This is a genomic window from Serpentinimonas barnesii, assembly GCF_000696225.1.
GTDB lineage: Bacteria > Pseudomonadota > Gammaproteobacteria > Burkholderiales > Burkholderiaceae_C > Serpentinimonas > Serpentinimonas barnesii.
The window spans coordinates 16676-40416 of the sequence record NZ_BAWN01000004.1 but is presented as its reverse complement, the minus strand read 5'-3'; the positions used below and the strand labels follow the sequence as shown (position 1 = coordinate 40416).

At 65.4% G+C, this 23741-nt stretch carries 26 protein-coding genes; 13 read left to right on the top strand and 13 right to left on the bottom strand.

Features of this window, described 5'->3' with window-relative positions; translation table 11 throughout:
• The first annotated feature begins 42 nt into the window (after positions 1 to 42).
• Positions 43 to 1254 carry an FAD-dependent monooxygenase gene (locus tag SRAH_RS01050; protein WP_029461505.1) on the top strand — a complete coding sequence of 404 codons (1212 nt, stop codon included), beginning with the start codon at positions 43 to 45 and terminating at the stop codon, positions 1252 to 1254.
• 29 nt (positions 1255 to 1283) lie between these two features.
• Here SRAH_RS01050 and SRAH_RS01045 read toward each other — a convergent pair whose 3' ends face one another.
• From SRAH_RS01045 to SRAH_RS01015, 7 genes are all read right to left on the bottom strand, one after another.
• Positions 1284 to 2804, bottom strand: coding sequence for a potassium/proton antiporter (locus SRAH_RS01045; RefSeq protein WP_045475727.1), 1521 nt, complete (start codon positions 2802 to 2804; stop codon positions 1284 to 1286).
• Positions 2805 to 2869: 65 nt separating this feature from the next.
• On the bottom strand, positions 2870 to 3373 hold the full coding sequence (locus SRAH_RS01040; protein WP_029461503.1) for a Crp/Fnr family transcriptional regulator: 504 nt from the start codon (positions 3371 to 3373) through the stop codon (positions 2870 to 2872).
• A gap of 21 nt (positions 3374 to 3394) precedes the next feature.
• Entirely contained in the window at positions 3395 to 3886 is a 492-nt protein-coding gene (locus SRAH_RS01035) for a hydrogenase maturation protease (protein ID WP_045475724.1), read from the bottom strand.
• Positions 3870 to 5336: a Ni/Fe hydrogenase subunit alpha gene (locus tag SRAH_RS01030; RefSeq protein WP_029461501.1), complete on the bottom strand. Its 1467-nt coding sequence runs from the start codon at positions 5334 to 5336 to the stop codon at positions 3870 to 3872. The genes SRAH_RS01035 and SRAH_RS01030 overlap by 17 nt, the downstream gene beginning before the upstream one ends.
• A gap of 22 nt (positions 5337 to 5358) precedes the next feature.
• Positions 5359 to 5997, bottom strand: coding sequence for an NADH-quinone oxidoreductase subunit B family protein (locus SRAH_RS01025; RefSeq protein ID WP_029461500.1), 639 nt, complete (start codon positions 5995 to 5997; stop codon positions 5359 to 5361).
• Positions 5981 to 6703 (bottom strand): 2Fe-2S iron-sulfur cluster-binding protein, encoded by a 723-nt coding sequence (locus SRAH_RS01020; protein ID WP_045475720.1) that lies wholly within the window; start codon positions 6701 to 6703, stop codon positions 5981 to 5983. Before SRAH_RS01020 ends, SRAH_RS01025 begins: the two co-directional genes overlap by 17 nt.
• Positions 6700 to 8517: an NAD(P)H-dependent oxidoreductase subunit E gene (locus SRAH_RS01015; protein ID WP_029461498.1), complete on the bottom strand. Its 1818-nt coding sequence runs from the start codon at positions 8515 to 8517 to the stop codon at positions 6700 to 6702. Before SRAH_RS01015 ends, SRAH_RS01020 begins: the two co-directional genes overlap by 4 nt.
• Before the next feature lie 410 nt (positions 8518 to 8927).
• Between SRAH_RS01015 and msrA the strand changes: the two genes are divergently transcribed.
• From msrA to SRAH_RS00980, 7 genes are all read left to right on the top strand, one after another.
• Positions 8928 to 9455, top strand: a complete 528-nt coding sequence (gene msrA, locus SRAH_RS01010) for a peptide-methionine (S)-S-oxide reductase MsrA (RefSeq protein WP_029461497.1) — start codon at positions 8928 to 8930, stop codon at positions 9453 to 9455.
• A gap of 64 nt (positions 9456 to 9519) precedes the next feature.
• Complete coding sequence (locus SRAH_RS01005) at positions 9520 to 10491, top strand: AEC family transporter (protein WP_029461496.1); 972 nt, start codon at positions 9520 to 9522, stop codon at positions 10489 to 10491.
• Between the two features lie 132 nt (positions 10492 to 10623).
• Positions 10624 to 10884 (top strand): 30S ribosomal protein S16, encoded by a 261-nt coding sequence (gene rpsP / locus SRAH_RS01000; RefSeq protein ID WP_029461495.1) that lies wholly within the window; start codon positions 10624 to 10626, stop codon positions 10882 to 10884.
• 56 nt (positions 10885 to 10940) lie between these two features.
• Positions 10941 to 11528: a ribosome maturation factor RimM gene (gene rimM, locus SRAH_RS00995; protein ID WP_029461494.1), complete on the top strand. Its 588-nt coding sequence runs from the start codon at positions 10941 to 10943 to the stop codon at positions 11526 to 11528.
• Between the two features lie 42 nt (positions 11529 to 11570).
• Entirely contained in the window at positions 11571 to 12344 is a 774-nt protein-coding gene (gene trmD / locus SRAH_RS00990) for a tRNA (guanosine(37)-N1)-methyltransferase TrmD (protein WP_045475715.1), read from the top strand.
• Between the two features lie 125 nt (positions 12345 to 12469).
• The gene (gene rplS / locus SRAH_RS00985; protein WP_029461492.1) at positions 12470 to 12826 is read left to right on the top strand and encodes a 50S ribosomal protein L19; all 357 of its coding nucleotides are present in this window, start codon (positions 12470 to 12472) and stop codon (positions 12824 to 12826) included.
• Positions 12823 to 14151 (top strand): DUF3422 family protein, encoded by a 1329-nt coding sequence (locus SRAH_RS00980; RefSeq protein WP_029461491.1) that lies wholly within the window; start codon positions 12823 to 12825, stop codon positions 14149 to 14151. Before rplS ends, SRAH_RS00980 begins: the two co-directional genes overlap by 4 nt.
• 4 nt (positions 14152 to 14155) lie before the next feature.
• Here the strand turns inward: SRAH_RS00980 and SRAH_RS00975 are convergent, their stop codons facing one another.
• From SRAH_RS00975 to ftsY, 4 genes are all read right to left on the bottom strand, one after another.
• Complete coding sequence (locus SRAH_RS00975) at positions 14156 to 14776, bottom strand: c-type cytochrome (RefSeq protein WP_029461490.1); 621 nt, start codon at positions 14774 to 14776, stop codon at positions 14156 to 14158.
• An 83-nt stretch (positions 14777 to 14859) separates the two neighbouring features.
• Complete coding sequence (locus tag SRAH_RS00970; RefSeq protein WP_029461489.1) at positions 14860 to 16146, bottom strand: NAD(P)/FAD-dependent oxidoreductase; 1287 nt, start codon at positions 16144 to 16146, stop codon at positions 14860 to 14862.
• A gap of 16 nt (positions 16147 to 16162) precedes the next feature.
• Complete coding sequence (locus SRAH_RS00965; protein WP_052369032.1) at positions 16163 to 16525, bottom strand: c-type cytochrome; 363 nt, start codon at positions 16523 to 16525, stop codon at positions 16163 to 16165.
• A 227-nt stretch (positions 16526 to 16752) separates the two neighbouring features.
• Positions 16753 to 17862 (bottom strand): signal recognition particle-docking protein FtsY, encoded by a 1110-nt coding sequence (gene ftsY, locus SRAH_RS00960; RefSeq protein ID WP_029461487.1) that lies wholly within the window; start codon positions 17860 to 17862, stop codon positions 16753 to 16755.
• A gap of 93 nt (positions 17863 to 17955) precedes the next feature.
• Here ftsY and SRAH_RS00955 point away from each other — a divergent pair, with 93 nt between their 5' ends.
• From SRAH_RS00955 to SRAH_RS00935, 5 genes are all read left to right on the top strand, one after another.
• Positions 17956 to 19374, top strand: coding sequence for a M16 family metallopeptidase (locus SRAH_RS00955; RefSeq protein WP_149028896.1), 1419 nt, complete (start codon positions 17956 to 17958; stop codon positions 19372 to 19374).
• Positions 19371 to 20738 (top strand): M16 family metallopeptidase, encoded by a 1368-nt coding sequence (locus SRAH_RS00950; protein ID WP_082209997.1) that lies wholly within the window; start codon positions 19371 to 19373, stop codon positions 20736 to 20738. The genes SRAH_RS00955 and SRAH_RS00950 overlap by 4 nt, the downstream gene beginning before the upstream one ends.
• A complete protein-coding gene (gene rsmD / locus SRAH_RS00945; RefSeq protein WP_082209996.1) occupies positions 20735 to 21436 on the top strand; it encodes a 16S rRNA (guanine(966)-N(2))-methyltransferase RsmD in 702 nt (233 codons plus the stop codon). The genes SRAH_RS00950 and rsmD overlap by 4 nt, the downstream gene beginning before the upstream one ends.
• Before the next feature lie 75 nt (positions 21437 to 21511).
• Entirely contained in the window at positions 21512 to 22060 is a 549-nt protein-coding gene (gene coaD / locus SRAH_RS00940) for a pantetheine-phosphate adenylyltransferase (RefSeq protein ID WP_082209995.1), read from the top strand.
• Between the two features lie 13 nt (positions 22061 to 22073).
• Complete coding sequence (locus SRAH_RS00935) at positions 22074 to 22334, top strand: YfhL family 4Fe-4S dicluster ferredoxin (RefSeq protein WP_029461482.1); 261 nt, start codon at positions 22074 to 22076, stop codon at positions 22332 to 22334.
• On the opposite strand, the gene pth is transcribed toward SRAH_RS00935, so the two are convergent.
• Together pth and SRAH_RS00925 are read right to left on the bottom strand one after the other, a co-directional pair.
• A complete protein-coding gene (pth, locus tag SRAH_RS00930) occupies positions 22314 to 22931 on the bottom strand; it encodes an aminoacyl-tRNA hydrolase (RefSeq protein WP_029461481.1) in 618 nt (205 codons plus the stop codon). The two genes, SRAH_RS00935 and pth, sit on opposite strands and share 21 nt — an antisense overlap.
• A gap of 169 nt (positions 22932 to 23100) precedes the next feature.
• Positions 23101 to 23727: a 50S ribosomal protein L25/general stress protein Ctc gene (locus tag SRAH_RS00925; RefSeq protein WP_029461480.1), complete on the bottom strand. Its 627-nt coding sequence runs from the start codon at positions 23725 to 23727 to the stop codon at positions 23101 to 23103.
• Positions 23728 to 23741 lie beyond the last annotated feature (14 nt).

Genomic DNA, 23741 nt, shown 5'->3' with positions numbered 1-23741 from the left:
CTGCACCTAGGGTTGCCGTGTGCACAGGGGCGAGGGGGTTGCATGGACGCTGAGCGCTTGCTGATAGCCGGCGGGGGCTTGGCCGGACTGGGGGCTGCGCTGGCGCTGCGCCAGGCCGCGCCGGGTTTGAGCCTTGATTTGCTGGAACAGGCCGACGCATTTTCTGAGGTGGGTGCGGGCGTGCAGCTCGGGCCCAATGCGGTGCGGGTGTTGCGCGATTGGGGGCTAGAGGGTGGGCTGCGCGAGGTGGCGGCGTTCCCGATCGATTTGCAGGTGCGCGATGCCACGGGCGGGGCCCTCTTGGGTGCCTTGCCGCTGGCGCAACGGGCCGAGCGCCGCTACGGTGCGCCCTACGCCACCATCCACCGCGCCGACTTGCACACCCTGTTGCTGCAGGCGGTGCGGGCCGAGGGTGGTACCGGCTTGCACCTGCAGCAGCGCATCGGAGCCCTCGAGCTCTTGCCCGGCGCTGGGCTGCAACTGCGCACCGAAGACGGGGCCAGCTGGCCGGCGGCGGCGCTGCTGGCTTGCGATGGCTTGCGCAGCCGGGTGCGCGAACAACTGCTGGCCGACGGGACGCCCCAGTTCAGCGGCCATGTGGCTTACCGCTGCATCATCAACATGGCGCGCTTGCCGCCCCACCTGCGCCACAACGGCGTAACGGCTTGGCTGGGGCGTCGCATGCATGCGGTGCATTACCCGGTGCGGGCCGGCCAGTGGCTCAATGTGGTGGTGGTGGTGGAGGGCGATTTGCCCGACGGGCCGGTGGGCTGGGACCATCCGGCGCAGCCACAGGCGCTGTGGCACAGCCTGGGCCTGTTGCCACACCGGGATTTGCACCAGGTGTTGGAGGCGGTGCCGCTGTGGCGGCTGTGGCCGCTGTTTGGGCGCCCGCGTGTAGCCCGTGCTGCCGACATGGTGCGTGGCCCGGTGGCGCTGTTGGGCGACGCGGCACACCCGATGCGGCCCTATCTGGCGCAAGGCGCTGCTATGGCGCTGGAAGACGCATGGGCCTTGGGGCGCCTATTGGCGGCACAAGGGGGCGGCGCTGCACCCGATTGGCCAGCCTTGCTGCAGCGCTGGGCCCAGGCGCGTTGGCGCCGCTGTGCGTGGGTGCAAGCGCGTTCGCAGCGCAACGGCACCATCTTTCATGCCGGCGGGCTGTTGCGCTGGGGCCGCGACAGCGCCATGCGGCTGCTGGGCCCCAAGCTCATCGACGTGCCGCGCCTGTACGCGGGGCCGCCACCAATCTGAGGCTGCGCCAGCCCTAGGGCGTGGGGGCACTAGTCGGATGGGTCGGCTTCCACGTCGGGTGCGGCCGGGTCGCGCAGCAAGCGGATGCCCACCCGCACGATCTCGCCATCTTCCATCCGGCGCACACTCAGTTCGGCCGCGCCCAAGTTGGCGTGGTCGCCCTCGATCGGTGGCCGGCCCAGCGCCTGCGTCAGCCACTGGGCCGCGTCCAGATGGTCGTCTGGCACCGGCGGCCAGCCATAAAAGCCGCACAAATCGCTCATGCGGGCGTTGCCGGGCACCTCAAAATCGCCATACACCTGCCGCGCCAACGCCACGTCGTCGTGGTTGGGCAGCACCACGCCGGTGCGCCGTGCGCTCCAGGGTATGGTCGAACCTTGCAGCACCAACGAGGCCATGACCACGATCAGGGCCACGCTGATGAAAATCTCGGCCCCTTCCACCCCCGCCATGACCGGGAAAATGGCCAGCACGATCGGCACCGCGCCGCGCAGCCCCACCCATGAAATGAAGGCGATCTCGCGTTTGTCAAAACGCAGCGGTTTGAGAATGATCCAGACCGAGAGCGGGCGCGCCAGCAGCATCAGCACCGCCACCACGCCCAAGGCCGGCAACAAAGCCGCCAGCGCATCCGAAGGCGTGACCAACAGCCCCAGCAGCAAAAACATTGAGGCCTGCGCCAGCCAGGCAAAGCCGTCCATGGCCGACAGCGAGGGCGCCACGCACTGCGTGGCCCGGTTGGCCACCAGCACGCCAAACAGGTAGACCGCCAAAAAGCCCGAGCCCCCGACCCAAGTGGTGAGGGCAAACACGCTCAGGCCCGCCGAAGTGAGCAACAGCGCGCGCACGCCGCCGCTGGGGCGCGCCCACACGGTGAGCCGGCGCAGCAGCAGGGCAAAGGCCCAGCCGGCGCCGATGCCCAGCGCCGCGCCCCAACCAAACTGCAGCGCCAGATCGCGCAGCGGCCACCACCATGCCATGTCGGCCCCAGCGTTTTGGGCATCGAGCAAGACCCAGCCGATCAGGGCCAGCGTGAGGTAAACCGCCATCGGGTCATTGAGGCCGGATTCGATTTCGAGCGTGGCCGCGACCCGTTCGTTGAGCTTCACGCCGCTGGATTTGAGCAGCGCAAACACCGCTGCGGCGTCGGTGGAACCGACGATGGCCCCCAACAGCAGCGCCATCGGCCAGCTCAGGCCAAGCAAAAAATGCGCCGCCACCCCGGTCAACGCCGCCGTGACCACGACCCCGAGCGTGGCCAGCCACAGCGCCGGTTTGAGCCCGGTGCGAAAGTTGCGGTATTGGGTGCGCAGGCCACCGTCGAGCAAGATCACCGCCAATGCGACGTTGCCGACCCAGAAAGCGAGCTCGAAATCCTTGAACGCCACCCCGCCCGGGCCGTCTTCGCCCAACAACATTCCGGCGATGAGAAACACCACCAAGAACGAGAACCCGAGCCGCACCGAAAACAGCCCTGCCAGCAGGCTGACAAAGACCAACCCGGCAGCGATCAGCAGCGGGATGGCGAGAAAATCGAGTGAGAGCAGCATAACGGCCGTACCTTAGCAGAAAACACGCCAAGGTTTGGCCCACCGCCGCCCGCAAGCACCCGTTTTTACATGCGCCCGCGCCCGCCAGTCTGGATGTACTGCTGCAACTCCATCTCGTGCTCGGCCAGCGTGGTCACCACCGCATGCACGCGCTTGACCACGGCGCGCATGAAGTTGTAAACCAGTTGCGGATGCTGGGTGATCAGCGGCTGGATATCGCCGGCCTTGAAGCACAGCACTGCGGCATTGCCCAGGGCGCGCACCGAGAGGTCGTGAGGAGTCTGGTCGATAAAGCTCAGCTCCCCGACCAAATCGCCTTTTTCCAGCACGTGGACGGTGATTTCGCGCCGGGTCTCGGTTTTTTCGCGCACCAAGCCCAGCCGGCCTTCGGTGACGATGTAAAAGCTGTTGGTCATGTCGCCTTGGTGGAACAGGAATTCCTGATCTTTCACCCGCAGCTCGCTCCCGGCATGGGCGGCCATGATGGCAGCCCCGTCGCGGCCAATGTATTCACCCAAGGGGGCCTGGTAGATCAGGTTGGCGATGCGTTCAACTTCTCGTTCTTGCATGATGCGCTCCAATGGTAAAAGTTAAGTGGATTCGGTGGCACAAGCGGGCTGCAAATGGTGTTGGGCCGCTTGCAGGTTGAGCAGCGCGGGCGCGCTCAGGCCGGTTTGCAGTTCCCACTCGTAACCGCGTATGGCCAGCACATACACCTCGGGTGTGCGGCCAAAGCAGGTGCGGCAGGTCGCCACGATGGAGGCGATGGAAATGGCGTGCGAGGTGAAGCTGTAATCAAGCCGTGGCTCGACGCGCCGCAACTCGAACGATTCCAGCCCCGCTTCCACGCTGGCATCGACAAACAACACCCGCTCTTTGTGGCTGATCAGTTCGGCGTCTTCGAGCTGCAACTGGTAGTGGCGCATCAGGTCGGCTTGCGGACACAAGCCTTGCTCCTCAAGCCAGTCGATGAAGGCCCAGCCCAAGCCGTCGTCTTGGCGCCCAATGTTGCCAATGCCGTAGATGAGGGCCGAGGGCTGGTCGAAGTCGGCCAGCCGCAGGCTTTCAGCGGGCGCGTTCATCGACCAGGTTCCCGCTCGAATCAAACACCGTGACTTGCAGCGGCATCTTGCCCAGCGCATGGGTGGCGCAGCTCAAACAGGGGTCGTAGGCGCGTATGCCCACTTCGAGCGCGTTCATCATGCCTTCGGTGATTTCGGCGCGCCCGCCCAAGTAGTCTTCGGCCACGCTGCGCACGGTGCGGTTGATCACTTGATTGTTCTGCGTGGTGGCCACGATCAGGTTGGCCGAGGTGATCTCGCCGCTTTCATTGGCGCGGTAGTGGTGCAGCAGGGTGCCGCGCGGGGCTTCCACCACGCCCACCCCTTCGCCGCTCCAAGCCCCCGGGGCGGGGGTGAGCAGCAACTGGTCTTTTTGCAAGTCCGGGTCGTGCAGCAGGCCTTGGATGATTTCGGCGGCGTGCAAGATCTCGATCGCCCGCGCCCAGTTGTAGTGCAGCGTCATGTTGTTGGCTTTGCCCTTGGTGTAGGCATGGAAGCGCTCCAGCGCCTCTTGCGCCAGCGGCGTAGAGAGCGAACGCGTCACGTTCATGCGCCCCAGTGGCCCCACCCGCACCGAACCGCCCTCGCGCCCCAGCCCCTTGAGGAAGGGGAACTTCATGTAGCTCCACTCCTCCACGGCCTCGGAGAAGTGGTTCAGGTAGTCGTGGTAGTCGAACTCGGCCACCACTTTTTTCTGGCCATCGGTGACGCGCAGGTTGCCGTGGTAGTAGTCCACGTCGCCGTTGCCATCGACCAGGCACATGTCGAGCGCCGGCACCACGCCAAAGCTGTCCACCTGCTGGCGGTTCTTTTCGTGGAAGTCGTAGAACAACTGCAGGCCCTCGATCGAGTAATCGATCACTTGCTGCATGGAAAGCAAACCCGGCGCCCCGTTGAGGAAGCGGTCGCGCTCGGCAACGCTGAGGTTTTTGTTGACGCCGCCAGGTATGGAGCTGATGCCGTGCATCTTCTTGCCGAACACCGCCACCAGCATCTCTTGGCCCCATTTGCGCAGCATCACGGCGCGCTTGACCAGCTCCGGGTTGGCTTCGATCAGGCCTTCGATGTTGCGCTGCTCGGGTGCGGCGTCCATGCCAAACATCATTTCGGGCACGATCAGGTAGAAGTACGCGGTCTGGTGCGATTGCAGCATCTGCGCGTAGTGGCCGAGACGGCGCATTTTTTCGGCCGTCGGCGTGACTTGAAAGCCCTGCTTGAGGCCCAGCCCCACGATGTCGTCGAGCGCTTTGGCGCCGCACAGGTGGTGGCTGACGAAGCAGATGCCGCAGATGCGCTGCAGCAGCATCGGCGCTTCCCAGTAGGGGTGGCCTTGGATGAAGCGCTCGAAGCCGCGAAACTCCACCACGTGCAACTTGGCATCGACAACATTGTTGTCGTCGTCCAGATGCACCACCACCTTGCCGTGCCCTTCGATTCGGGTGACGGGGTCAATGACCAATTTTCTGCTCATGTTTGTAGCTCCTGCAGCGGTTTTAGTCGTAGCGGTTGATCGAGATCGGCAGGTCGAACGGGCGGCCGTTGACCAAATCGTCGAGCACCTTGAAGATGGCATCGCCGTCGGGCGGGCAGCCGGGGATGAAGTAGTCCATTTTGACCACTTCGTGGCAAGGATACACCTTGGTGGTGATGCGCGGAATGTCGGGGTGCAGCGGGATGATGGGCTTGATGCCTGGAACGGCGGTGGGCGAATCCACGTAGGCCTCGATCAGGCATTCGGACAGCGGCACCACGTTGCGCATGGCCGGCACGCCGCCCCACACCGCGCAAGCGCCGACCGAGATCAGCACGTCGCAATTCTCGCGGAAATGCTCCAGCGTTTCGATGTTTTCCTCGTTGGCCACGCCGCCCTCGACGAAACCGACCACGCAGCGCTCGGTGATGCGCTTCATGTCGGTGATGGACGAGCGCAGGATGGTCACCTTGTCGAGCAGCGCAAACAAGCGCTCATCGAGGTCCAGCAGCGACAGGGTGCAACCCCAGCAGCCGCACAGCCCGATGGTGGCAACTTTGATCTTGCCGGCTCGGCCGGCGATCAAAGCCGGGGCCAGCGGGGTGATGGGGAGGTCGTGCGAGAACTCCTGCCCGGCTAGGGCTTCAGCTGCGTGGCTCATTCTTGGCTCCTTCAATGTTGAGGCTGCGCGCGCGCAGCGTTTGAATTTCGTATTTGCGCTGTCCGATGGGCACATCGTGGCCCACGCGCTTTTGCAAAATGGTGCCGACTGGGCACAGTTCGACCGCCTCCTTGACCTGTTCCTCGCTCATGCGGTTGGCCAGTTCCACGTCCATTTCGATGCGCGACGATCCACCGCGGCCGCTGATGCTGAAAATCTTTTGGCCCGTTTCTTGGTCGCGCACGTACTCGACGCAGCGCTGGCAGAAAATGCAGCGGTCGCGCTCGAGCCAGATTTTGTCGCTGCCCGGGCTGTTTTCGCGCACCGGAAAGCGGTAAGGGAAGCGCGAGACCATCATGTCGGACTCGTAACCCACCGCCTGCAACTGGCAGCGCCCGCTTTTCTCGCAACTGGGGCAGTTGTGGTTGCCTTCGGCAAACAAAAACTCGACCAGTGCTTTGCGGGAGTCCACCAAGGCCGGGGTATTGACCTCCACTTGCATGCCGTTGGCCACCCGCACGGTGCACGAGGCGCTGACGGTGCCGTTGACCTTGACCGAGCACACCCGGCACGTGCCCAAGCAGGGCTTGTCCTTGACGTAGCACAAAGTGGGGATGAACACCCCGACTTCGGCCGCCACATCGACCAAGGTGCGGCCCAATTCGGTTTGCACCGGCTGCCCATCGATGGTGATTTCGATTTTCATGTGCTGGTCTCCAGTTTTACTTTCAGTGCCTGGCTGGCTTCGGCGTAGCCCGCCAAGGCCGCATCGAGATCGAACGAGGGCAGCAAGGGACCACTGGGTTTGGCCAGCCTGACCTGGTAGGCCTCTGGAAACCGGCTCAGCGTGGTCAGGATGGGTTTGGGCGAGGTCGCGCCCAAACCGCAGCGGCTGGTGTTGCGCACCACAGCGCCCCATTGCACCGCCTCGTCGAGGTCTTGCTGGCAGCCGCGGCCGGCAATCAAGCGGTCCATCTTGTGCAGCAAATCGACGTTGCCGGCCCGGCACGGCACGCAGATGCCGCACGACTCATCGACAAAGAACTGCATGTGCTCGCGCACGATCCAGAGCAGGTCGCGCTGCTTGTTGAAAATCGTGAAGGCGCCGTTGCACGACAAATCCTCATAGCCGAGCAGGCGCTCACCGTCTTTTTCCACCGACACGCAATCGCCCGAGGGGCCGCTGATCTGCACCGCCATGGCACCGTAGGCGCCTGCCATGCGCAGCACCTGGTTGACGCTGGTGCCCCATTCGACTTCGTAAATGCCCGGCTTGCTGCAGTCGCCCGCTACGCTGAGCAGCCGCGTGCCAGAGGATTCGGCCGTGCCAAAGCTGCGAAACCAAGCCGCGCCCTCAGCCAAGATGTGGCTGACGCAGGCGAAGGTCTCGACGTTGTTGACACTGGTTGGCTGGCCCAGATAGCCTTTCTGGATCGGGTAGGGCGGTTTGAGGCGCGGTGTGCCGCGCTTGCCTTCGCACGATTCGATCAGCGCCGTTTCTTCGCCGCAAATGTAGGCGCCGGCCGCCATCTGGATGCGGATGTCGAAGTCAAACCCGGCTTTGCCGCCAATGTTGCACCCGAGCATGCCTTGGTCGCGCATTTGTTGCAACTGGGCTTCCAAGTAGTCTTTCAGGTAGTAATACTCGGCGCGCAAATACAGGATGCCGGTGCTGGCCCCAATGCCGTAGGCCGCAGCCACCATGCCAAAAAACACCTGCTTGGGCGAGCGCGTGAGCAGCACCCGGTCTTTGAAGGTGCCGGGTTCGGCCTCATCGGCGTTGCAGATGATGGTTTTGCTCTCGCCCCAGGCGTCGCGGCACAAGCGCCACTTCAAGCCCGTGGAAAAACCCGCGCCGCCGCGCCCGCGCAGCTTGGAGGCCGTCACCGAGTCGATCACCTGACTGGGCTCATCGGCGAGCATTTGCTCCAACGCCGTGCCCAAGTCGAGCTTGCCCCTAAAGAATATCGGGCGCTGGGTGCGTACGTTGGACTCGACCATCGATTCCACATAAGCCAGTTGGTCGGTGGGCAGTCCGGCTGGGTTGGCAATCTCTTCCGGGGTTTTGCCTTGCCTGAGCTGTTCGACGATGTCGGCGATTTTGCTCGGCGTCAGGCGCGTAAACACCACCTTGTCGAGCATCATGGCCGGCTCTTGGTCGCTCAGGCCGATGCAGGGCGTCTCGAACAAACCAAACAGGCCATCGGGGTTGGGTTGGCCAAAACGGGCTCCGGTTTCGCGCTCGAGCGCCTCGCGCACGGCGTCGAAGCCGTTGAGTTTGGCCAGCACCGAGTTGCAGAGGTAAAAAACGTACTTGCCCGAGGGTTCGAGCCGGAAAAAGTGGTAAAACGACGCCGTTTCACGGACATCGAGCACCGACAGGTTGAGGCCAGCCGCCAGTGGGGGCAGGGCTTGTGCGGGTATGTGGCCGTGTTGCCACTGCAACTCCCACAACATGTCGATCAGCCGGGTGCGGTCACTGCGGTAGCGCTCCAGCATCGATTGAATGGCTTGCTCCATTGGAATCCTTTCTGTTCTAAGTTGGGTGACGGCTTGGGCTGCGTGCGCTGCTCGCCTTGCGACCAGCTTGTCTCGCGCTGTTACCGTGTCTGGGTTCACGCAACAAAGGGGCCAGTTTGGGGGTGGTCCGTGTTTACCCTTGGCCAGTTTTTCAACTCCTTGTGGCATTTAAAGTTTTTTTTTCTCTGGGGTGCGCGCTAAGATAGCTCTGCTGCCCATGTGGAAACCAACCTTTCACTGTGGTGATCGGGTGGTAACAAGTTTAACCTTCGCTGAAATCAACAAATTTCACACGAACCATTCTTCCCTGTGCCGCCCTACAAAGGTTTGCGCTTGATCAAATGACTGCAACATCTGCCCCCCCATCATCCCTTGTCGCAACCGGCGGCCCCGACCCCGAGCGGGGTCGCTTGCCAACGCTGGTGCTGGCGGGTGGCTGTTTTTGGTGCACCGAAGCGGTGTTTGAGCGCGTGCGCGGCGTGCTGGAACTGGAGTCGGGCTACGCCAATGGCCACTGGCCCCAGCCCAGCTACGAGCAGGTCTGCAGCGGCCGCAGCGGCCACGCCGAGGCGCTGCGTTTGGTGTACGACCCGGAACAAATCGATCTGCGCAGCTTGCTGCAGATTTTTTTCGCCACCCACGACCCGACCAGCCTAAACCGCCAAGGGGCCGACGTGGGCAGCCAGTACCGCAGCGGTATTTACTGGACACAGCCTGAGCAAGCGCAGGTGGCGCGCGACTTGATGGCCGAGCTGCAAGCCGCCGACGCCTTTGGGGCGCCGATCGTCACCGAGCTCGTGGCGCTGCAGCGCTTTGACCCCGCCGAAGCCGAGCACCAGCGCTTTTTTGCCCGCCATCCGGAGCACGGCTACTGCCTGGCGGTGGCCGCACCCAAGGTGCGCCACTTGCGCCAGCAGTTTGCGCAGTGGCTGCGCTGACAGCCAGGACCATACGGGCCGTTCTTGGCCAAGGAAGCGTGCCGGGCTTGGCTACACTCTGGCGGTGGCTTTGACCGAACACCCCGTTTTTTTGTCGCTGACTCCGGTTTTTTTGCTGATCGGAGTCGGCTACCTGGCCGGCCAGATGCGCTGGATTCGCAGCGCATCGGTGCAGGATTTGTCGAACCTGGTGTTTTTGGTGCTGGGCCCGGCGCTGCTGTTTACCACCATGAGCACGGTGCAGATCGACGAGCTCGACTTGCGCCCGGTCGGGGCCTATTTTGTGGCGGTCGGGTTGCTGTTTGGGTTCAGCGTGCTGTTGCGCGGCCTGAGCTGCCGCAGCGTGGTGCTGGCCTTGGCGGGCACCTTCAGCAATTTGGTCATGATCGGCATCATGCTGGTCAAGCTGGCCTATGGGCAAGACGGGCTGGTGACGCTGCTGACGCTGATTTCGGTGCACTCGCTGGTGCTGCTCACGGCGGCGACGATCTTGTTGGAATTGGCGCAGGCGCGCGAGGAGGGCGCACAGCATGCCAGCCCCTTGACGCCGCAGCGCATCGTTCGGATCGCCGCCTCGGCCATCAAAAGCGCCCTCATCCACCCGGTGCCGCTGCCCATCATTTGCGGGCTGCTGTTTGCCCAGACTGGCTGGGCGCTGCCGCAAGTGGTGCAGCTGCCGCTGCAACTGCTGGGCAGCGCCTTTGGCCCGCTGGCGCTGGTGCTGGTGGGGGTAAGCCTGGCGGGCCTGAGCCTGTGCGGCCACTGGCAGCCGGCGCTGGGGCTGGCCCTGAGCAAGAACCTGCTGCTGCCCTTGATGGTGGGTGCCAGCGCCTGGGCTTTTGGGATCGAGGGCCTGGCCTTGGTGGTGCTGGTGGTGGCGGCCGGCTTGCCGGTGGGGGCCAATGTGTATTTGTTCGCGCAGCGCTACCGGGTGGTGCAGGATTTGACGACCGCGACGATGGGCGTCTCGACCCTGCTGGCGCTGCTCACGCTCAGCGGCTGGATGCTGCTGCTGTCGTGGCTGGTGGATCTCTAATATTTTGGGAAGACACCGGCCATCGGCTACAATCATGGGTTCCCAACGTTTCGCTGGCCGGGTGGTCAGTTGTGTGTCTCAGGCGTTGCGAGGCTTTTTCGTGGGGCTTTGCTCCACCCGAAGGATTCAACTATGGTCGTCATTCGACTCTCCCGTGGCGGCGCCAAGGCGCGCCCGTTTTACAACATCGTAGTGGCCGACAAGCGCAGCCGCCGCGACGGCAACTTCATCGAGCGCATCGGTTTTTACAACCCGATGGCCACCGGTGGCGAAGAGCCGCTGCGGGTAGCCCAAGACCGGCTCAATTACTGGTTGAGCGTGGGCGCGCAGCCCTCCGACACCGCGGTGCGCCTGTTCAAGCAAGCCGCCAAAGCCACGGCCGTCGCGGCCTAATTTGGCTGCGGCTGTGGCGCTGCTGCCATTTGCCGTTATTTGCCGCCCCTTGCCCCATGGTCGCCCTAACCGGACTCAAGCCCGCATCGCTGCCTGCCGACGCGGTGGAGTTGGGCCGGATCCAAGAGGCCTGGGGCATCAAGGGCTGGGTGCGCTTGCACTGCCACAGCGCCAAGCCCGAAGCCTTGTTGCATGCCTGGCGCTGGTATTTGCTGCCCCCCGAGGCCCCTTTTGCCAGGGGCTTTGATGCCTTTGAGGGCAGCGTCGAGGTGCGGGTGCACAGCATCAAGCCCCATGCCGACGGCTTGGTGGCGCAACTGGCCGAAGTGCCCGACCGCAACGCCGCCGAAGCGCTCAAAGGGGCGCGCATTTACGTGGCGCGCGCCGATTTCCCTGCTGCGGCCAGCGGCGACGAATTTTATTGGGTCGACCTGATCGGGCTCGACGTATTCAACCGCCAAGGCGAGCCGATGGGCGTGGTGCGCGACCTGCTCACCACCGGCCCGCACAGCGTGCTGTGCCTAGAGTACCTGTCCGCCGAGGGCAAAGTGGCCGAGCGCATGATTCCCTTTGTCTCGGCCTACGTCGATGCGGTCGATCTGGCGGCGCGGCGCATCACGGTCGATTGGCAGCTCGATTATTAAGCGCACCCGCATTGCGCTGCCCCATTGCGCTGTCTTTTGATCATGCGCTTTGACCTCATCACCCTGTTCCCTGAGCTGTTTGAGCCCTTCATGCAGCACGGCATCACGCGCCGCGCCTACGAATCGGGGGCTTTGCAGCTGCGCCTGTGGCCCTTGCGCGACTTTGCCGAAGGGCCATATCGGCGCGTCGATGACCGCCCCTTTGGCGGCGGGCCCGGCATGGTCATGCTGGCCGAGCCGCTGCGGCGCTGCTGGGAGGCGATCCGCGCCGAGCGCGCCCAGCTCGGGCTGCCGGCGGTGCCCACGCTGCTGTTTAGCCCCCAAGGGCGGCGGCTGGATCACGCCGTGGTGGCCGAGCAGGCGCAGGCCAGCGGAGCGATTTTGGTGTGCGGACGCTACGAGGGCATAGACCAGCGCTTCATCGACCAGTGCGTCGATGGCCAGATCAGCCTGGGCGATTTTGTGCTCTCGGGTGGCGAGCTGGCGGCGCTGGCGCTGCTCGATGCCGTGGCGCGGCTCTTGCCTGGCGTGCTCAACGATGCGCTGAGCCACCAGCAAGACAGCTTCAACCCGGCCATCGCCGGCTTGCTCGACTGCCCGCATTACACCCGGCCCGAGCGCTGGTGCGGCCCCCAAGGCGAGGCCGAGGTGCCCGAGGTGCTGCTATCGGGGCACCATGCGCGCATCGAGGCCTGGCGCTTGCAGCAACGGCGCGACGCCACCACGCGCTTGCGGCCCGATTTGCTCCGAGATTGCCATGCCGAGGGTGGCGGGCCTAAGCTCGGCGAGCCTAAGCACGCCAAAAGCAAGCTATAATCGCGGGCTTTCGATCCTCTGGTCGGCCGCCCTCGGCCTGCACATTGCAGGCCAACCTTGCACCTGGGTGTGCCGGGTTATGGGGCCTTTAGTGCAGCGCGACCACGATCGGTAAACAGGAAGCCATGAATCTGATCCAGATCCTCGAGCAAGAAGAAATCGCTCGTCTCAACAAGCAAATCCCCGATTTCTCCCCTGGCGACACGGTGATCGTGCACGTCAACGTGGTTGAAGGCACACGCAAGCGCGTGCAGGCCTACGAAGGCGTGGTGATTGCACGGCGCAACCGTGGCCTGAACTCGGGCTTTATCGTGCGCAAAATCTCCAACGGCGAAGGCGTTGAGCGCACCTTCCCGCTCTACAGCCCACGCATCGAGCGCATCGAGGTCAAGCGCCGCGGTGCCGTGCGCCGCGCCAAGCTCTACTACCTGCGCCAGCGCAGCGGCAAATCGGCGCGCATCAAGGAAAAACTCGGCGCTTGAGCCCAGTCACTCTGCCCCCCGACGACGCGCTGCGGCGCGTCTTGCACGACGAAGTGCATGCGCGGCCGCCAGCGCGTTTGGCGCTGCCGGCGGGGGTGCTCTATTTGGCGGTTTTCAACGACGGCGTGAGCCGTCAGGCCGAGCTCGACCTGCTGCGCCGCTTACCCGGTCAAGAGCAGCTCGGGCTGCCCGACCTGCAAGACAATTTTCTGCGTTTGGCGCTGCCCGGCTACACCCTGAAGTGGGAGCGCCACAGCGAGTTCACGCGCTATTCGCTGGTGTTGCCCATGCAGGCCGAGCCCGCTGGCTGGTTTGAAGGCGAGCAGTGGCAGTTGCAACGCCTGTTGCCCGAGGGCTGGCTGGCACAGGTGCCGGGGCGCACCTTTTGCGCCATCGAATTGGCCTTGCTGGCGGCCGATCTGTCGCAGCCGCAGGCCCTGCTGGAGCGGCTTCGGCCCCGTTTGGGTGAACACACGCTGGCGGCTTCGCTGATGGGCAACCAGCGCCATTCCATGGTGCTGACCGATTTCCGCTTGCGCACTAGCGGTTTTGAGCGCATGCTGGTGCTGGCTGCGCCCGACACCACCGAAACCCGCGCGGGCCGCATCGTTCAGCGCCTGCTGGAAGTGGAAACCTACCGCCTGATGGCGCTGCGCGGCTTGCCCACCGCCAAAGACTTGGCGCCCGAGTTGGCGCAAGCCGAGGCGCAACTGGCTCAGATCACTGCCAGCCTAGAGCACAACCAGCAATCGGATCAGTCCTTGCTCGATACCCTGGTGGCGCTGGCGGCCCGGGTGGAAAAGGCGATTGCCCAGCATTCCTACCGTTTTTCGGCCACCCGCGCCTACGATGCCCTGGTGGCGCAGCGCATCGCCGAATTGCGCGAAACACCGGTGCCCGGCACCCAGACCATCGGGGAGTTCATGCGCCGGCGCTTGTCGCCCGCCATGGCCACGGTGGCCTCCACCGAACAGCGGCTGAGCACCTTGTCGGAGCGCGTCTCGCGCGCCAGCGCCTTGCTGCGCACCCGCGTCGACATTGCCACCGAAGGCCAGAACCAGCAGTTGCTGGAAAAACTCACGCGTGGGCAGGCGCTGCAACTGCGCTTGCAGTCCACGGTGGAGGGCTTGTCGATTGCGGCGATTTCTTACTACGTGATCAGCCTGCTGCTGTATGCGGCCAAGGCGGTGGAGCAGGCCGGGGTGCCGATACAGCCCGAGATCGCCGTCGGGGCCTTGATTCCGGTGGTGCTGTATGGGGTTTGGCGCACGGTGCGGCGCATCCACGAAAAGCTGCGCGGTACCGACCCCGACGCAGCCCACTGAACCCTTACTTCGCGCCCAGGTACTCGGCCACGGCGGCCATTTCAAGTTCGGTCATGCGCTCGGCCACCATGTGCATCACCATGTTGGCGTCGGTGCGCTGGCGGGTGTTGAACTGCTTGAGCGAGTGCTTGAGGTAGGCCGGAATCTGGTTGGCTAGGCGCGGCAAGGTGGCGGCACCGCGCGCATCGGCGCCGTGGCAACTGGCGCAAGAGGGCACGCCAGTAAAACGGTTGCCGTGGTGGTAAATGTACTTGCCCATGCCGGCGAGCATCGGGTCTTGAGCGGGATCGCGCGGGGGTGTCAGTTGCTCGTAAAAACGCCCCAAGGCCAGCATTTCGTCTCGCGTTAGGCGCGCCACCGCGTTGGCCATGGCGGTGTGCTGACGTTGTCCGGTTTGGTAAGCCAGCAACTGCGCGGCGATGTACTCGGCATTTTGCCCCGCCAAGCGGGGAAACATTTCACTGGTCGATTCTCCTTGCGCGCCGTGACAAATAAAGCACGAACCCATGTGCAGGCGCTGCGCCCGCACCTGATCGGCTTGCGCCCAAGCGACGGAAGGAGCCAAGGAGACGGCCACAGCGGCCAGCAGACCGCCCAGCCAGGCGCTAAGTGATTTGGGTTTCATGGTGCGAGCAAACTGCAAGGTGCCAAGAAAACCCCTGCCGCAGCAGGGGTGGATTTTTTAACAGGGTGGTGCAGGGGGCGGGATCAACCCAATGTATCCGCCCAGATGTTGAGCGCCCAGCCGATGGCATAGCGTCCTTCCATCTCGTTGGGAGCAACCGATACACCGCCCGAGCCCGGCACGGTGAGCAGGGTACGGCGCTCGGCGTCCCAGCGGTGTACGCTGGAGACGTGAATGGCGTCGGTGTCGTTGACGAAGCTGTAGCAGGTGTTGGCGATGATCGGCAACTGCGGCACCGGCTGCCCCTGCAGCAGCGAAACCACGGCCATGGCGCAGACCTTGCCATGCTGGTTGGCCATGTGGCCCGACTTGGGCATGCCGGGTGAACCCTGGATCGCGTCGCCCAGCACGTGGATGTTGGGGGCCACGACCGATTCGAAGGTCTGGAAGTTCACTTCGCACCAGCGGTTGTTGACGTTGGCCAAACCCGCACGCAAGGCCAAGTCGCCGGCGCGCATGGACGGCAGCACGTTGGCCACCGCCGGCCTGAATTCGTCCTGCACCTCAAAGCGCATGGCGTTGGTGGGGGCATGCACATCGGTGAGCACATGGCCGGGGCGGTATTCGAGCGTGCCTTTGAAATCTTGCTCGAACACCCGGCTGAACAGCCCGCGCTTGGACTGGATTTCGGGGTTGGCATCAAAAATGATGACCTTGCTGCGCGGCTTGGCCTTTTTGAAGTAGTTGGCCACCAAGCAGGCGCGCTCGTAGGGGCCGGGCGGGCAGCGATAGGGCACGGCCGGGATGTTGATGGCATACACGCCCCCGTCGGGCATGGCTTCGAGCTGGCGCCGCAGCGCCACGGTTTGCTCGCCCGCTTTCCAGGCGTGCAGCATGCGCGCGCGGGCTTCTGGGCTGGCCATGCCGGGCAGGCCCTGCCACATGAAGTCGATGCCAGGCGAGACGATCAGGCGGTCGTAGCCGATTTCGCTGCCACCGGCCAGGCGCACGGTGCGGCGCACGGCGTCAATGGCTGTAACCGAATCGCGCACCATGCGCACGCCGTGGCGGTTTTGCAGGCTGTCGTAGCTGTGGGTGATGAAGTCCATGTTGCGCTGCCCGCCGATCACCAGATTCGAGATCGGGCAGGAAATGAACTGCGGGTTGGGCTCGATCAGGGTGACGCGCACCCGGCCCTCAGAAAACATGCGGATGTGTTTGGCGGCCGTGGCGCCACCATAGCCCCCGCCCACCACCACCACGTGTGCGGCACCGGCACCGGCAGGACCCGAGGCGCAGCCGCTGAGCAGGCCAGCGGTGCCGAGGGCCGAAGCCGCAGACAGCGTTTGTACGAATTGACGACGTTTCATGGTTCGGTCTCCTGGTTCAGCGGGGCAGGGCGGCAAAGTAGCCAGAGATGGCGGCGATTTGCTCGTCGCTGTAGCCACGCGCGATGTGGTGCATGATGGTCGCTGGGGCGCGACCCGTCTTGAAGTTGATCATTTTGCGCGTCATGTCTTCGCGGTTCATGCCGGCCAGGGATTCCATGCCGGGCTGGGCGCGCCCGAGCGTGCCGTGGCAAGTCATGCAGGCAGAAGCCCACAGGCGGATCTGTGCCGGGGTGGGCGTGGCCGCTGGCGTTGCAGCCGCTGCAGCCGCCGCCGGTGCAGCAGCAGGGGTCTGAGCCTGCGCTGTCAGCGCAGCTGCTCCGAGCAGGCCGATGGCCATGAATTTGGTGAGGACTTTCATCGTTGCGGTCTCCTTGGACTAAATGACGAATGCACGGATGGCGATGTATCCATGAATGCTGATATTTTGATTGCTGCCATTTTAGGGCTGCTGCCGACAGCAATCTTACAGGGGGCCGGCCTAGACCTAAGTGTTTGCCCTTGGTTGAGGGTGAGATCCAGGGAAAACCACGAGGCCAGATCCGATCTGGGCGACAAGGCTTGTGTGCGCATGCGCAAGGCTTGCTCTTAGCCCAGCAAGGCGCTGGCAAATTCGTGCGCGTCAAAAGGCTGCAAGTCTTCGAGTTGTTCGCCCACGCCAATGAAATACACCGGCACCACGGCCCCGCGCTCGCGCCCCCAGATGGCAATGGCGGCCAGCACGCCGCCTTTGGCGGTGCCGTCGAGCTTGGTCACCACCAGCCCGGTGAGGCCCAGCGCGGCGTCGAAGGCCTTGACCTGCGCCAGCGCGTTTTGCCCGGTGTTGCCGTCGATCACCAGCAGCACCTCGTGCGGTGCGCTGGGGTCGGCTTTCTGGATCACGCGCTTGATTTTTTTCAGTTCTTCCATCAGGTGCAACTGGGTCGGCAAGCGGCCGGCGGTGTCGATCAGCACCACGTCGCGCCCGCGTGCGCGCCCGGCAGTCACGGCGTCGAAGCTCACCGCCGCCGGGTCGCCGCCTTGCTGGCTGATGATTTCGACCGTGTTGCGCGTGGCCCAAACCCCGAGCTGCTCGCGCGCCGCAGCGCGGAAGGTGTCGGCCGCCGCCAGCAGCACGCTGGCCCCGGCGTGGCTCAGGTGCCAGGTGAGTTTGCCGATGGTGGTGGTCTTGCCGGCGCCGTTGACGCCGGCGATCATCAGCACGGTGGGGCCATCCGCCTGGGCCCCGATGGGCAAGGACTGCTGCAAGGGCCGCAGCAAATCGGCCAGCGCCTCGGCCAGCAGCCCCTTGACCGCGGCCGGGTCGGTGGCTTTGCTGGCCTTGACGCGGCGGCGCAGGTCGTCGAGCAAAAATTGGGTGGCCTGCACCCCGGTGTCGGCTTGCAGCAGCGCGGCTTCGAGCTCTTCGTACAGCGCCTCGTCGATCTGGGTGCCGGTGAACACGCTGCCGATGCTGCTGCCGGTTTTGCGCAAGCCGGTTTTGAGCCGCTCATACCAAGACAGTCGGCTGGGGGCGGGGCTGGGCGCTGGTTCGGAGGTGGGTGTGTCGGGCTTGACCGCTGCATTGGGCGCAAGGGGTGCGGGCGGCACGGCAGGCACGGCAGGCACGGCAGGCACGGCTGGCGCATTGGGCTCGACCGGCACTTCTGGCTCGGTCGGGCTGCTGCCAAAAAATTTTTTCTTCAGGTAACTGAACATGGGGCTCGCTTAAGGAATCCATGCCCAAGCGCTCATTGAGAAGCGCGCAGGCTTGACTGGGCCATCTGGTAGACAATCTGAACCATGCATTCTATGAAACCTGCTTTGCCACCCCCGATTTTGTTGCGTGGGCGGCTCCGATCTTGGCTGCTGCTGTGGGCTGCGCTGCTTGGCTTGCTGCTGCCCGTCCACGCCTACGCCCAGACGCCAGCCCCCGCCACAGCCCCCGCCACGGTGCAGCAGTTCACCCTGGCCAACGGCCTGACGCTGATCATCAAGCCCGACCGGCGCGCCCCCACGGCATTGCAGATGCTGTGGCTGCGCGCGGGCTCGATGGACGAGGTCGATGGCCAGTCGGGCGTGGCGCATGTGGTCGAGCACATGCTATTCAAAGGCACGCCGACTGTGCCCGAGGGCGAGATTTCGCGCCTGGTGGCGGCCATGGGCGGGCGCGACAACGCCTTTGTGAGCCGCGACGTGACCTCTTTTCACCAACAAATCCCGGCCACCCGGCTGCCCGACGTGATGCGGCTGGAGGCCGACCGCTTTGCCCACAACGCCTGGCCCGACGAGGCGTTCTGGCGCGAAATGTCGGTCATCAAAGAAGAGCGGCGCCAGATGGTGGAGGAATCGGCGCAGGCGCGCATGTTCGAGGTGTTCACGGCCAGCGCCTGGCTGGCGCACCCCTACCGGCGCCCGATCATCGGCTGGATGAGCGACCTGAACTCGCTCCAGCCCGAGGACGCGCGCGCTTTTTACCGGCGCTGGTATGTGCCGGGCAACGCGGCGCTGGTGGTGGTAGGCGACGTAGAGGTGGCGCAGGTGCGCGCCTGGGCCGAGCGCTATTTCGGCGCCCTTCCCGCGCGCGCCGTGCCCGAGCGCAAGCCGCAGACCGAGCCCGAGCAGCGCGGCACGCGCCGCATTGAATACGTGGGCCGCACCGACCGGCCCCTGCTGGTGATGGGCTACAAGGTGCCGCAACTGGCGCACCCAGACGCCACCGACGCCGCCAGCACCGACGCACTGGCGCTGCTGCTGCTCGCCGGTGTGCTCGACGGCCACAGCGCGGCGCGGCTGGAGCGCCAACTGGTGCAGGGCGCAGCCGGGCGCCGGGTGGCGCTGGAGGTGAGCGCATCGTTTGGCTACCTGGGCCGTGGGCCGCAACTGTTTTTGCTCTCGGGCACCCCCGCGCAAGGGGTGAGCCCGGCCGAGCTGGAGGCGGCGCTGGTGGCCGAAATCGGCCGCGTGGCGCGCGAGGGCGTGAGCGAGGCTGAGCTGCGCCGGGTGCGCAACCAGTGGCTGGCGGCCGAGGTGTTTCAGCGCGATTCGATGTTTGCCCAGGCGCGGCTGCTGGGCAGCTACTGGGCCCAGGGCTGGCCGGTGGACAGTTCGGAGCGCCTCATGCGGCGCCTGAATGCGGTCACGCCGCAGCAGGTGCAAGCGGTGGCAGCGCGCCATTTTTCGGCGCAGCGGCTCACCGTGGGGGTGTTGATTCCGGAGCAGGCGCCATGAAGCAGTTGATTTCTTGCGGCGCTGCGGCGCGGTTTATGGGCTGGGGCAGGCTGTTGGCGCTGGGCCTGGCCCTGATGGCGTCTGGTTTCGCCCAAGCCGCGCCGGCCATCGAGCACTGGGTGCAGCCCAGCGGGGCGCGGGTCTATCTGGTGAGCAACCCTGGTTTGCCCATGCTCGATGTGCAGATCGACCTCGACGCCGGCAGCCGCCGCGACCCCGCGCCCCAAGCCGGGCTGGCGCAAGCCACGGCGGCGCTGCTGCGCGCAGGCGTGCAGGCCCACGCCGGCCGGCCAGCGCTGGACGAAAACGCCTTGGCCGAAGCCTGGGCCGATCTGGGGGCCCAGTTCAGCGCCGCCGCCACGCGCGACCGCCTGAGCCTGCGCCTGCGCACCCTGACGCAGCCCGAGCTGCTGCAAGCGGCGCAGGATTTGCTCGCGCAGCAGCTTGCCGCCCCGGCCTTTGCCGCGCCGGTGTGGCAGCGCGAGCGCCCGCGCTGGGTGGCGCGCTGGCAACAAGCGCAAACCGAACCCGAGGTGCTGGCCGAGCAGTTGCTGACGGCCGCCATCTATGGCGCACACCCCTACGGCCAGCAGGCCCGGCCCGAAACCTGGGCCGCCATCGAGGCCGAGCATCTGCGCGCCTTTTGGCGCACCCACGCGCAGGCCTGCACGGCCCGCGTCACGCTGGTGGGCGACATCGAGCGCAGCCGCGCCGATGCCTTGGTGCGCCACCTGCTGGCTGGCTGGCAGCCGCACGGCTGCAGCGCCTTGCCGCCGCTGCCCGAGGTGCAGCCGCTGGCGCAAGGGCGCACCATCGCGCAGCCCTTCGCCGTGGCGCAGGCGCAGCTCCTGATCGGCCAGCCGGGCCTGGCGCGGCGCGACCCGGACTTTTTGGCCTTCATGCTGGGCAACCACATCCTGGGCGGTAGCGGTTTCAGTTCGCGCCTGATGCAAGAGGTGCGCGAGCGTCGTGGCCTGACCTACGACATCCACAGCCGCTTCGTGCCCGGCCGCCATGCCGGGGCTTTTCTGGTGGCGACCACCACCGAGCCGCAGCGCGCGCAACAGGCGCTGGAACTGGTGCAGCAGGAAATCCGCCGCTTCGTGGAGCAAGGCCCCACGCAGCAGGAGCTTGAACACGCCCAAGCGGCGCTGATCAACGGCTTTGCGCTGCGCCTAGACAGCAACCGCGAGCTGCTGCAAGAAGTGGCAGCGCTGGCTTGGAACGACCTGCCGCTGGACGATTTGCAGACCTGGAGCACGCGGGTGGCGGCGCTCAACCGCGAGCAGGTGCACCGCGCCTTGCAGCGCGTGCTGCAGCCCGAGCGCATGGTGACGGTGCTGTTTGGGGCCCCCGCACCATGAGGCGGCGCGAACTGGCCGAACCGCTGGCGGCGCAGGGCGTGCCCCGGCAAGGCTTGGCGGCAGCGGCTGCAGCGGTGTCGCCGCGCCAGCGCCCCGCCAAGGCCGCCGGGCAGGGGGCTGCCCCGCAACAACCCGCACGCCCACCCGGCAGCGTGCGCCTGATCGGCGGCCTGTACAAGCGCAGCAAGCTGCAGGTGCCCGACAGTCCGGGCTTGCGCCCCACGCCCGATCGGGTGCGCGAAACCCTGTTCAACTGGCTCGGGCAAGATTTGCGCGGGCTGCGCTGCCTCGATGCCTTTGCCGGCACCGGCGCGCTCGGGCTGGAGGCGGCCTCGCGCGGGGCGGCGGCGGTGCGCCTGCTGGAGCGCGACCCAGCGCTGGTGCAGGCGCTGCGCGCCCAAGCGCAGCGTCTGGGTGCCGCGCAGGTGCAGGTGCAGCAGGCCGATGCGCTGGCATGGATGCGCTCGGCCGCGCCCGGCGCGTGGGATGTGGTGTTCTTGGATCCACCTTTTTCTGCAACCGCCGAGGCGGTGCAAGTGGCCTTGGCCGCCGCGCGCCCACTGCTGGCGGCGGGTGGCCTGATCTACCTCGAAGCCCCGCTGCCATGGAGCGAGGCCATGCTCCAGCCCTTGGGCTTGCAGGTGCAGCGCCACGGCCGGGCCGGGCAGGTGCACTACCATTTGCTCAAGCCAGTCTAGGGTGCTGGGGCATCACCCACGTTTGTCGCTGCTGCCCCATGCAACCGTCACGGCCACCGCGCATAATCCACACCCATGAGCCGCTCCGCCCCCCCCAAGCCTGCAGCAAAGCCCGCCACCAAGCCTGCCTCCGAGCTGCGCTTGGCCGTCTACAGCGGCACCTTCGACCCGCTCACCTTGGGGCACGAGGACGTGATCGGGCGCGCAGCGCGCCTGTTCGATCAGCTCATCGTTGCCGTGGCGGCTGCGCACCACAAAAAAACCCAGTTCAACTTGGAGCAGCGCCTGAGCCTGGCGCGCCAGAGCCTGGCCGACTGGCCCCAGGTGCGCGTGCTGCCCTTCGATGGCCTGATCATGGACTTTTGCCGCCAGCACGGGGCCTGTGCGGTGGTGCGCGGCATCCGCAACGCCAGCGATTTCGACTACGAGGCCCAGATGGCGGCCATGAACCGCAAGCTGCTGCCCAGCGTCGAGACGGTGTTCGTGCTGCCGCAGCCCGATTTGCAGTGCATCTCGAGCACCCTGGTGCGCGAGATTGCCAAGCTTGGCGGCGACGTGTCGGCCCTGGTCAACCCGGCGGTGGCGGCGCAGTTGCGCAGCGCCCACAGCGCCGCCCTGCACTGAAAGGGCGGCACGCATGGCCCTGACCATCACCGCCGAGTGCATCAACTGCGACGTCTGCGAGCCCGTGTGCCCGAATCAGGCCATTTCGATGGGCCCCGACTTCTACCAGATCGACCCAGCGCGCTGCACCGAATGCGTGGGCCACTTTGAGCAGCCCCAGTGCGTCGAACTCTGCCCGGTGCAGTGCATTCCGGTGCACCCGCTGCACATCGAAGACCGAGCCAGCCTAGAGCAGAAATACCGGCGTTTGACATCAAGCGCTTGCAGCGTTTGAATTGCGCGGCGGCTTGGGCCGCACCGGCTTGGAGGTGTGGATGGCCGAGGTGGCGCGCTCGACCTGGCCCGCCAGCAACTCGGGCAGGGCGGCCAGCGAGCGGCTGATCGCCTCCTCGATGGCGCTGCGCTGCTCCGGGGCGGGTTTTTTGAGCACCCAATGCACCACCTCGGCCTTGTGGCCGGGGTGCCCGATGCCGATGCGCAGCCGCCAGTAGTCGGCGCTGCCCAGTTGGGCGTGGATGTCGCGCAGGCCATTGTGGCCGGCATGGCCGCCGCCGCGCTTGAGCTTGACTTCGCCCGGCGGCAGGTCAAGTTCGTCGTGCGCAACCAAAATTTGCTGCGGCTCGATTTTGTAAAAGCGCGCCAGCGCCGCCACCGCCTGCCCGCTGCGGTTCATGTAGGTGCTCGGCTCCAGCAGCCAGAGCGTGTGCTCGCCCACTTGGGTGCGGGCGGCGCGGCCAAAAAAGCTGCGCTCCGGGCGCAGTTCGGCCTTGAGCGCTTGCGCCGCCGCCTCCAGCCACCAGGCGCCGGCGTTGTGGCGCGTGTCGTGGTATTCGGGCCCGGGGTTGCCCAGGCCGACCAGCAGTTTGTACATGTGCGTGAGCTTAAGCGAAACCCGCTGCGCGGCCAAGCCACGAAGCGGGCAGGCCCCTTAGGCGGGGCGCGTGTACGTGAAAAAGGCCCGACGAGCGGGCCTTGCAAAGCGGTGCCGCAGGTCTGGTACCGGCAGCTTGGGCGCTGCTTGGGCACCAGAGCGCCAGCACTTACTTCTTGGCTTTTTTGCCTTTTTTGTCGCCAGCGGCAGAAGCCACGGGGGCGATGATGACTTCTTCCACCGGCTCGATCACGGTGGCCAGCGTCGGGTTGGGTTTGCCATGCGTGACCAGCTTGACGCCTGCAGGCAGCTTGAGGTCGTTGGCGTGGATGGCTTGGCCTTTGACGGCTTGGCCCAGATCGACTTCGATGAATTCGGGCAACTGGATGGCCAGGCACTCGATTTCGACTTCGGTCAGCACGTGGTTGACGGTGCACTTGTCGATCTTCACTGCCGGCGAGGTGTCGGCGTTGATGAAGTGCAGCGGCACCTTCTTGTGCAGGCGCGTTTTGTCATCGACGCGCTGAAAGTCCACGTGCAGCACCAGCGGCTTGAAGGGGTGGTACTGCACATCGCGCAGCAGCACTTTTTGCACCGCGCCGCCGAGTTCCATGTCCAGCACCGAGGCGTGGAAGGTCTCTTTGTGCACGGCGTGCCACAGGGCATTGTGGTCGAGTTCGATGGCGATCGGTTGTTGTTCCCCGCCAAAAACGATGGCCGGTGTGCGGCCAGAATTGCGCAGACGGCGGCTCGCACCCGTACCTTGCGTGTTGCGCTCAAAAGCGACAAATTTCATGTTTCAACTCCTGC

Excerpts from the sequence above, each read along its gene's own strand:
- SRAH_RS01035 (WP_045475724.1), bottom strand. The coding sequence starts at position 3,886 with ATGAACGCGCCCGCTGAAAGCCTGCGGCTGGCCGACTTCGACCAGCCC.
- SRAH_RS00935 (WP_029461482.1), top strand. The coding sequence starts at position 22,074 with ATGGCCCTGACCATCACCGCCGAGTGCATCAACTGCGACGTCTGCGAG.
- SRAH_RS00970 (WP_029461489.1), bottom strand. The coding sequence starts at position 16,146 with ATGAAACGTCGTCAATTCGTACAAACGCTGTCTGCGGCTTCGGCCCTC.
- ftsY (WP_029461487.1), bottom strand. The coding sequence starts at position 17,862 with ATGTTCAGTTACCTGAAGAAAAAATTTTTTGGCAGCAGCCCGACCGAG.
- SRAH_RS00955 (WP_149028896.1), top strand. The coding sequence starts at position 17,956 with ATGAAACCTGCTTTGCCACCCCCGATTTTGTTGCGTGGGCGGCTCCGA.
- SRAH_RS01020 (WP_045475720.1), bottom strand. The coding sequence starts at position 6,703 with ATGAAAATCGAAATCACCATCGATGGGCAGCCGGTGCAAACCGAATTG.
- SRAH_RS01050 (WP_029461505.1), top strand. The coding sequence starts at position 43 with ATGGACGCTGAGCGCTTGCTGATAGCCGGCGGGGGCTTGGCCGGACTG.
- SRAH_RS01025 (WP_029461500.1), bottom strand. The coding sequence starts at position 5,997 with ATGAGCCACGCAGCTGAAGCCCTAGCCGGGCAGGAGTTCTCGCACGAC.
- coaD (WP_082209995.1), top strand. The coding sequence starts at position 21,512 with ATGAGCCGCTCCGCCCCCCCCAAGCCTGCAGCAAAGCCCGCCACCAAG.
- SRAH_RS01015 (WP_029461498.1), bottom strand. The coding sequence starts at position 8,517 with ATGGAGCAAGCCATTCAATCGATGCTGGAGCGCTACCGCAGTGACCGC.
- SRAH_RS01030 (WP_029461501.1), bottom strand. The coding sequence starts at position 5,336 with ATGAGCAGAAAATTGGTCATTGACCCCGTCACCCGAATCGAAGGGCAC.
- trmD (WP_045475715.1), top strand. The coding sequence starts at position 11,571 with ATGCGCTTTGACCTCATCACCCTGTTCCCTGAGCTGTTTGAGCCCTTC.
- SRAH_RS00925 (WP_029461480.1), bottom strand. The coding sequence starts at position 23,727 with ATGAAATTTGTCGCTTTTGAGCGCAACACGCAAGGTACGGGTGCGAGC.
- SRAH_RS01045 (WP_045475727.1), bottom strand. The coding sequence starts at position 2,804 with ATGCTGCTCTCACTCGATTTTCTCGCCATCCCGCTGCTGATCGCTGCC.
- SRAH_RS00975 (WP_029461490.1), bottom strand. The coding sequence starts at position 14,776 with ATGAAACCCAAATCACTTAGCGCCTGGCTGGGCGGTCTGCTGGCCGCT.
- pth (WP_029461481.1), bottom strand. The coding sequence starts at position 22,931 with ATGTACAAACTGCTGGTCGGCCTGGGCAACCCCGGGCCCGAATACCAC.
- rsmD (WP_082209996.1), top strand. The coding sequence starts at position 20,735 with ATGAGGCGGCGCGAACTGGCCGAACCGCTGGCGGCGCAGGGCGTGCCC.
- SRAH_RS00965 (WP_052369032.1), bottom strand. The coding sequence starts at position 16,525 with ATGAAAGTCCTCACCAAATTCATGGCCATCGGCCTGCTCGGAGCAGCT.
- SRAH_RS00950 (WP_082209997.1), top strand. The coding sequence starts at position 19,371 with ATGAAGCAGTTGATTTCTTGCGGCGCTGCGGCGCGGTTTATGGGCTGG.
- rimM (WP_029461494.1), top strand. The coding sequence starts at position 10,941 with ATGGTCGCCCTAACCGGACTCAAGCCCGCATCGCTGCCTGCCGACGCG.
- SRAH_RS01040 (WP_029461503.1), bottom strand. The coding sequence starts at position 3,373 with ATGCAAGAACGAGAAGTTGAACGCATCGCCAACCTGATCTACCAGGCC.
- rplS (WP_029461492.1), top strand. The coding sequence starts at position 12,470 with ATGAATCTGATCCAGATCCTCGAGCAAGAAGAAATCGCTCGTCTCAAC.
- rpsP (WP_029461495.1), top strand. The coding sequence starts at position 10,624 with ATGGTCGTCATTCGACTCTCCCGTGGCGGCGCCAAGGCGCGCCCGTTT.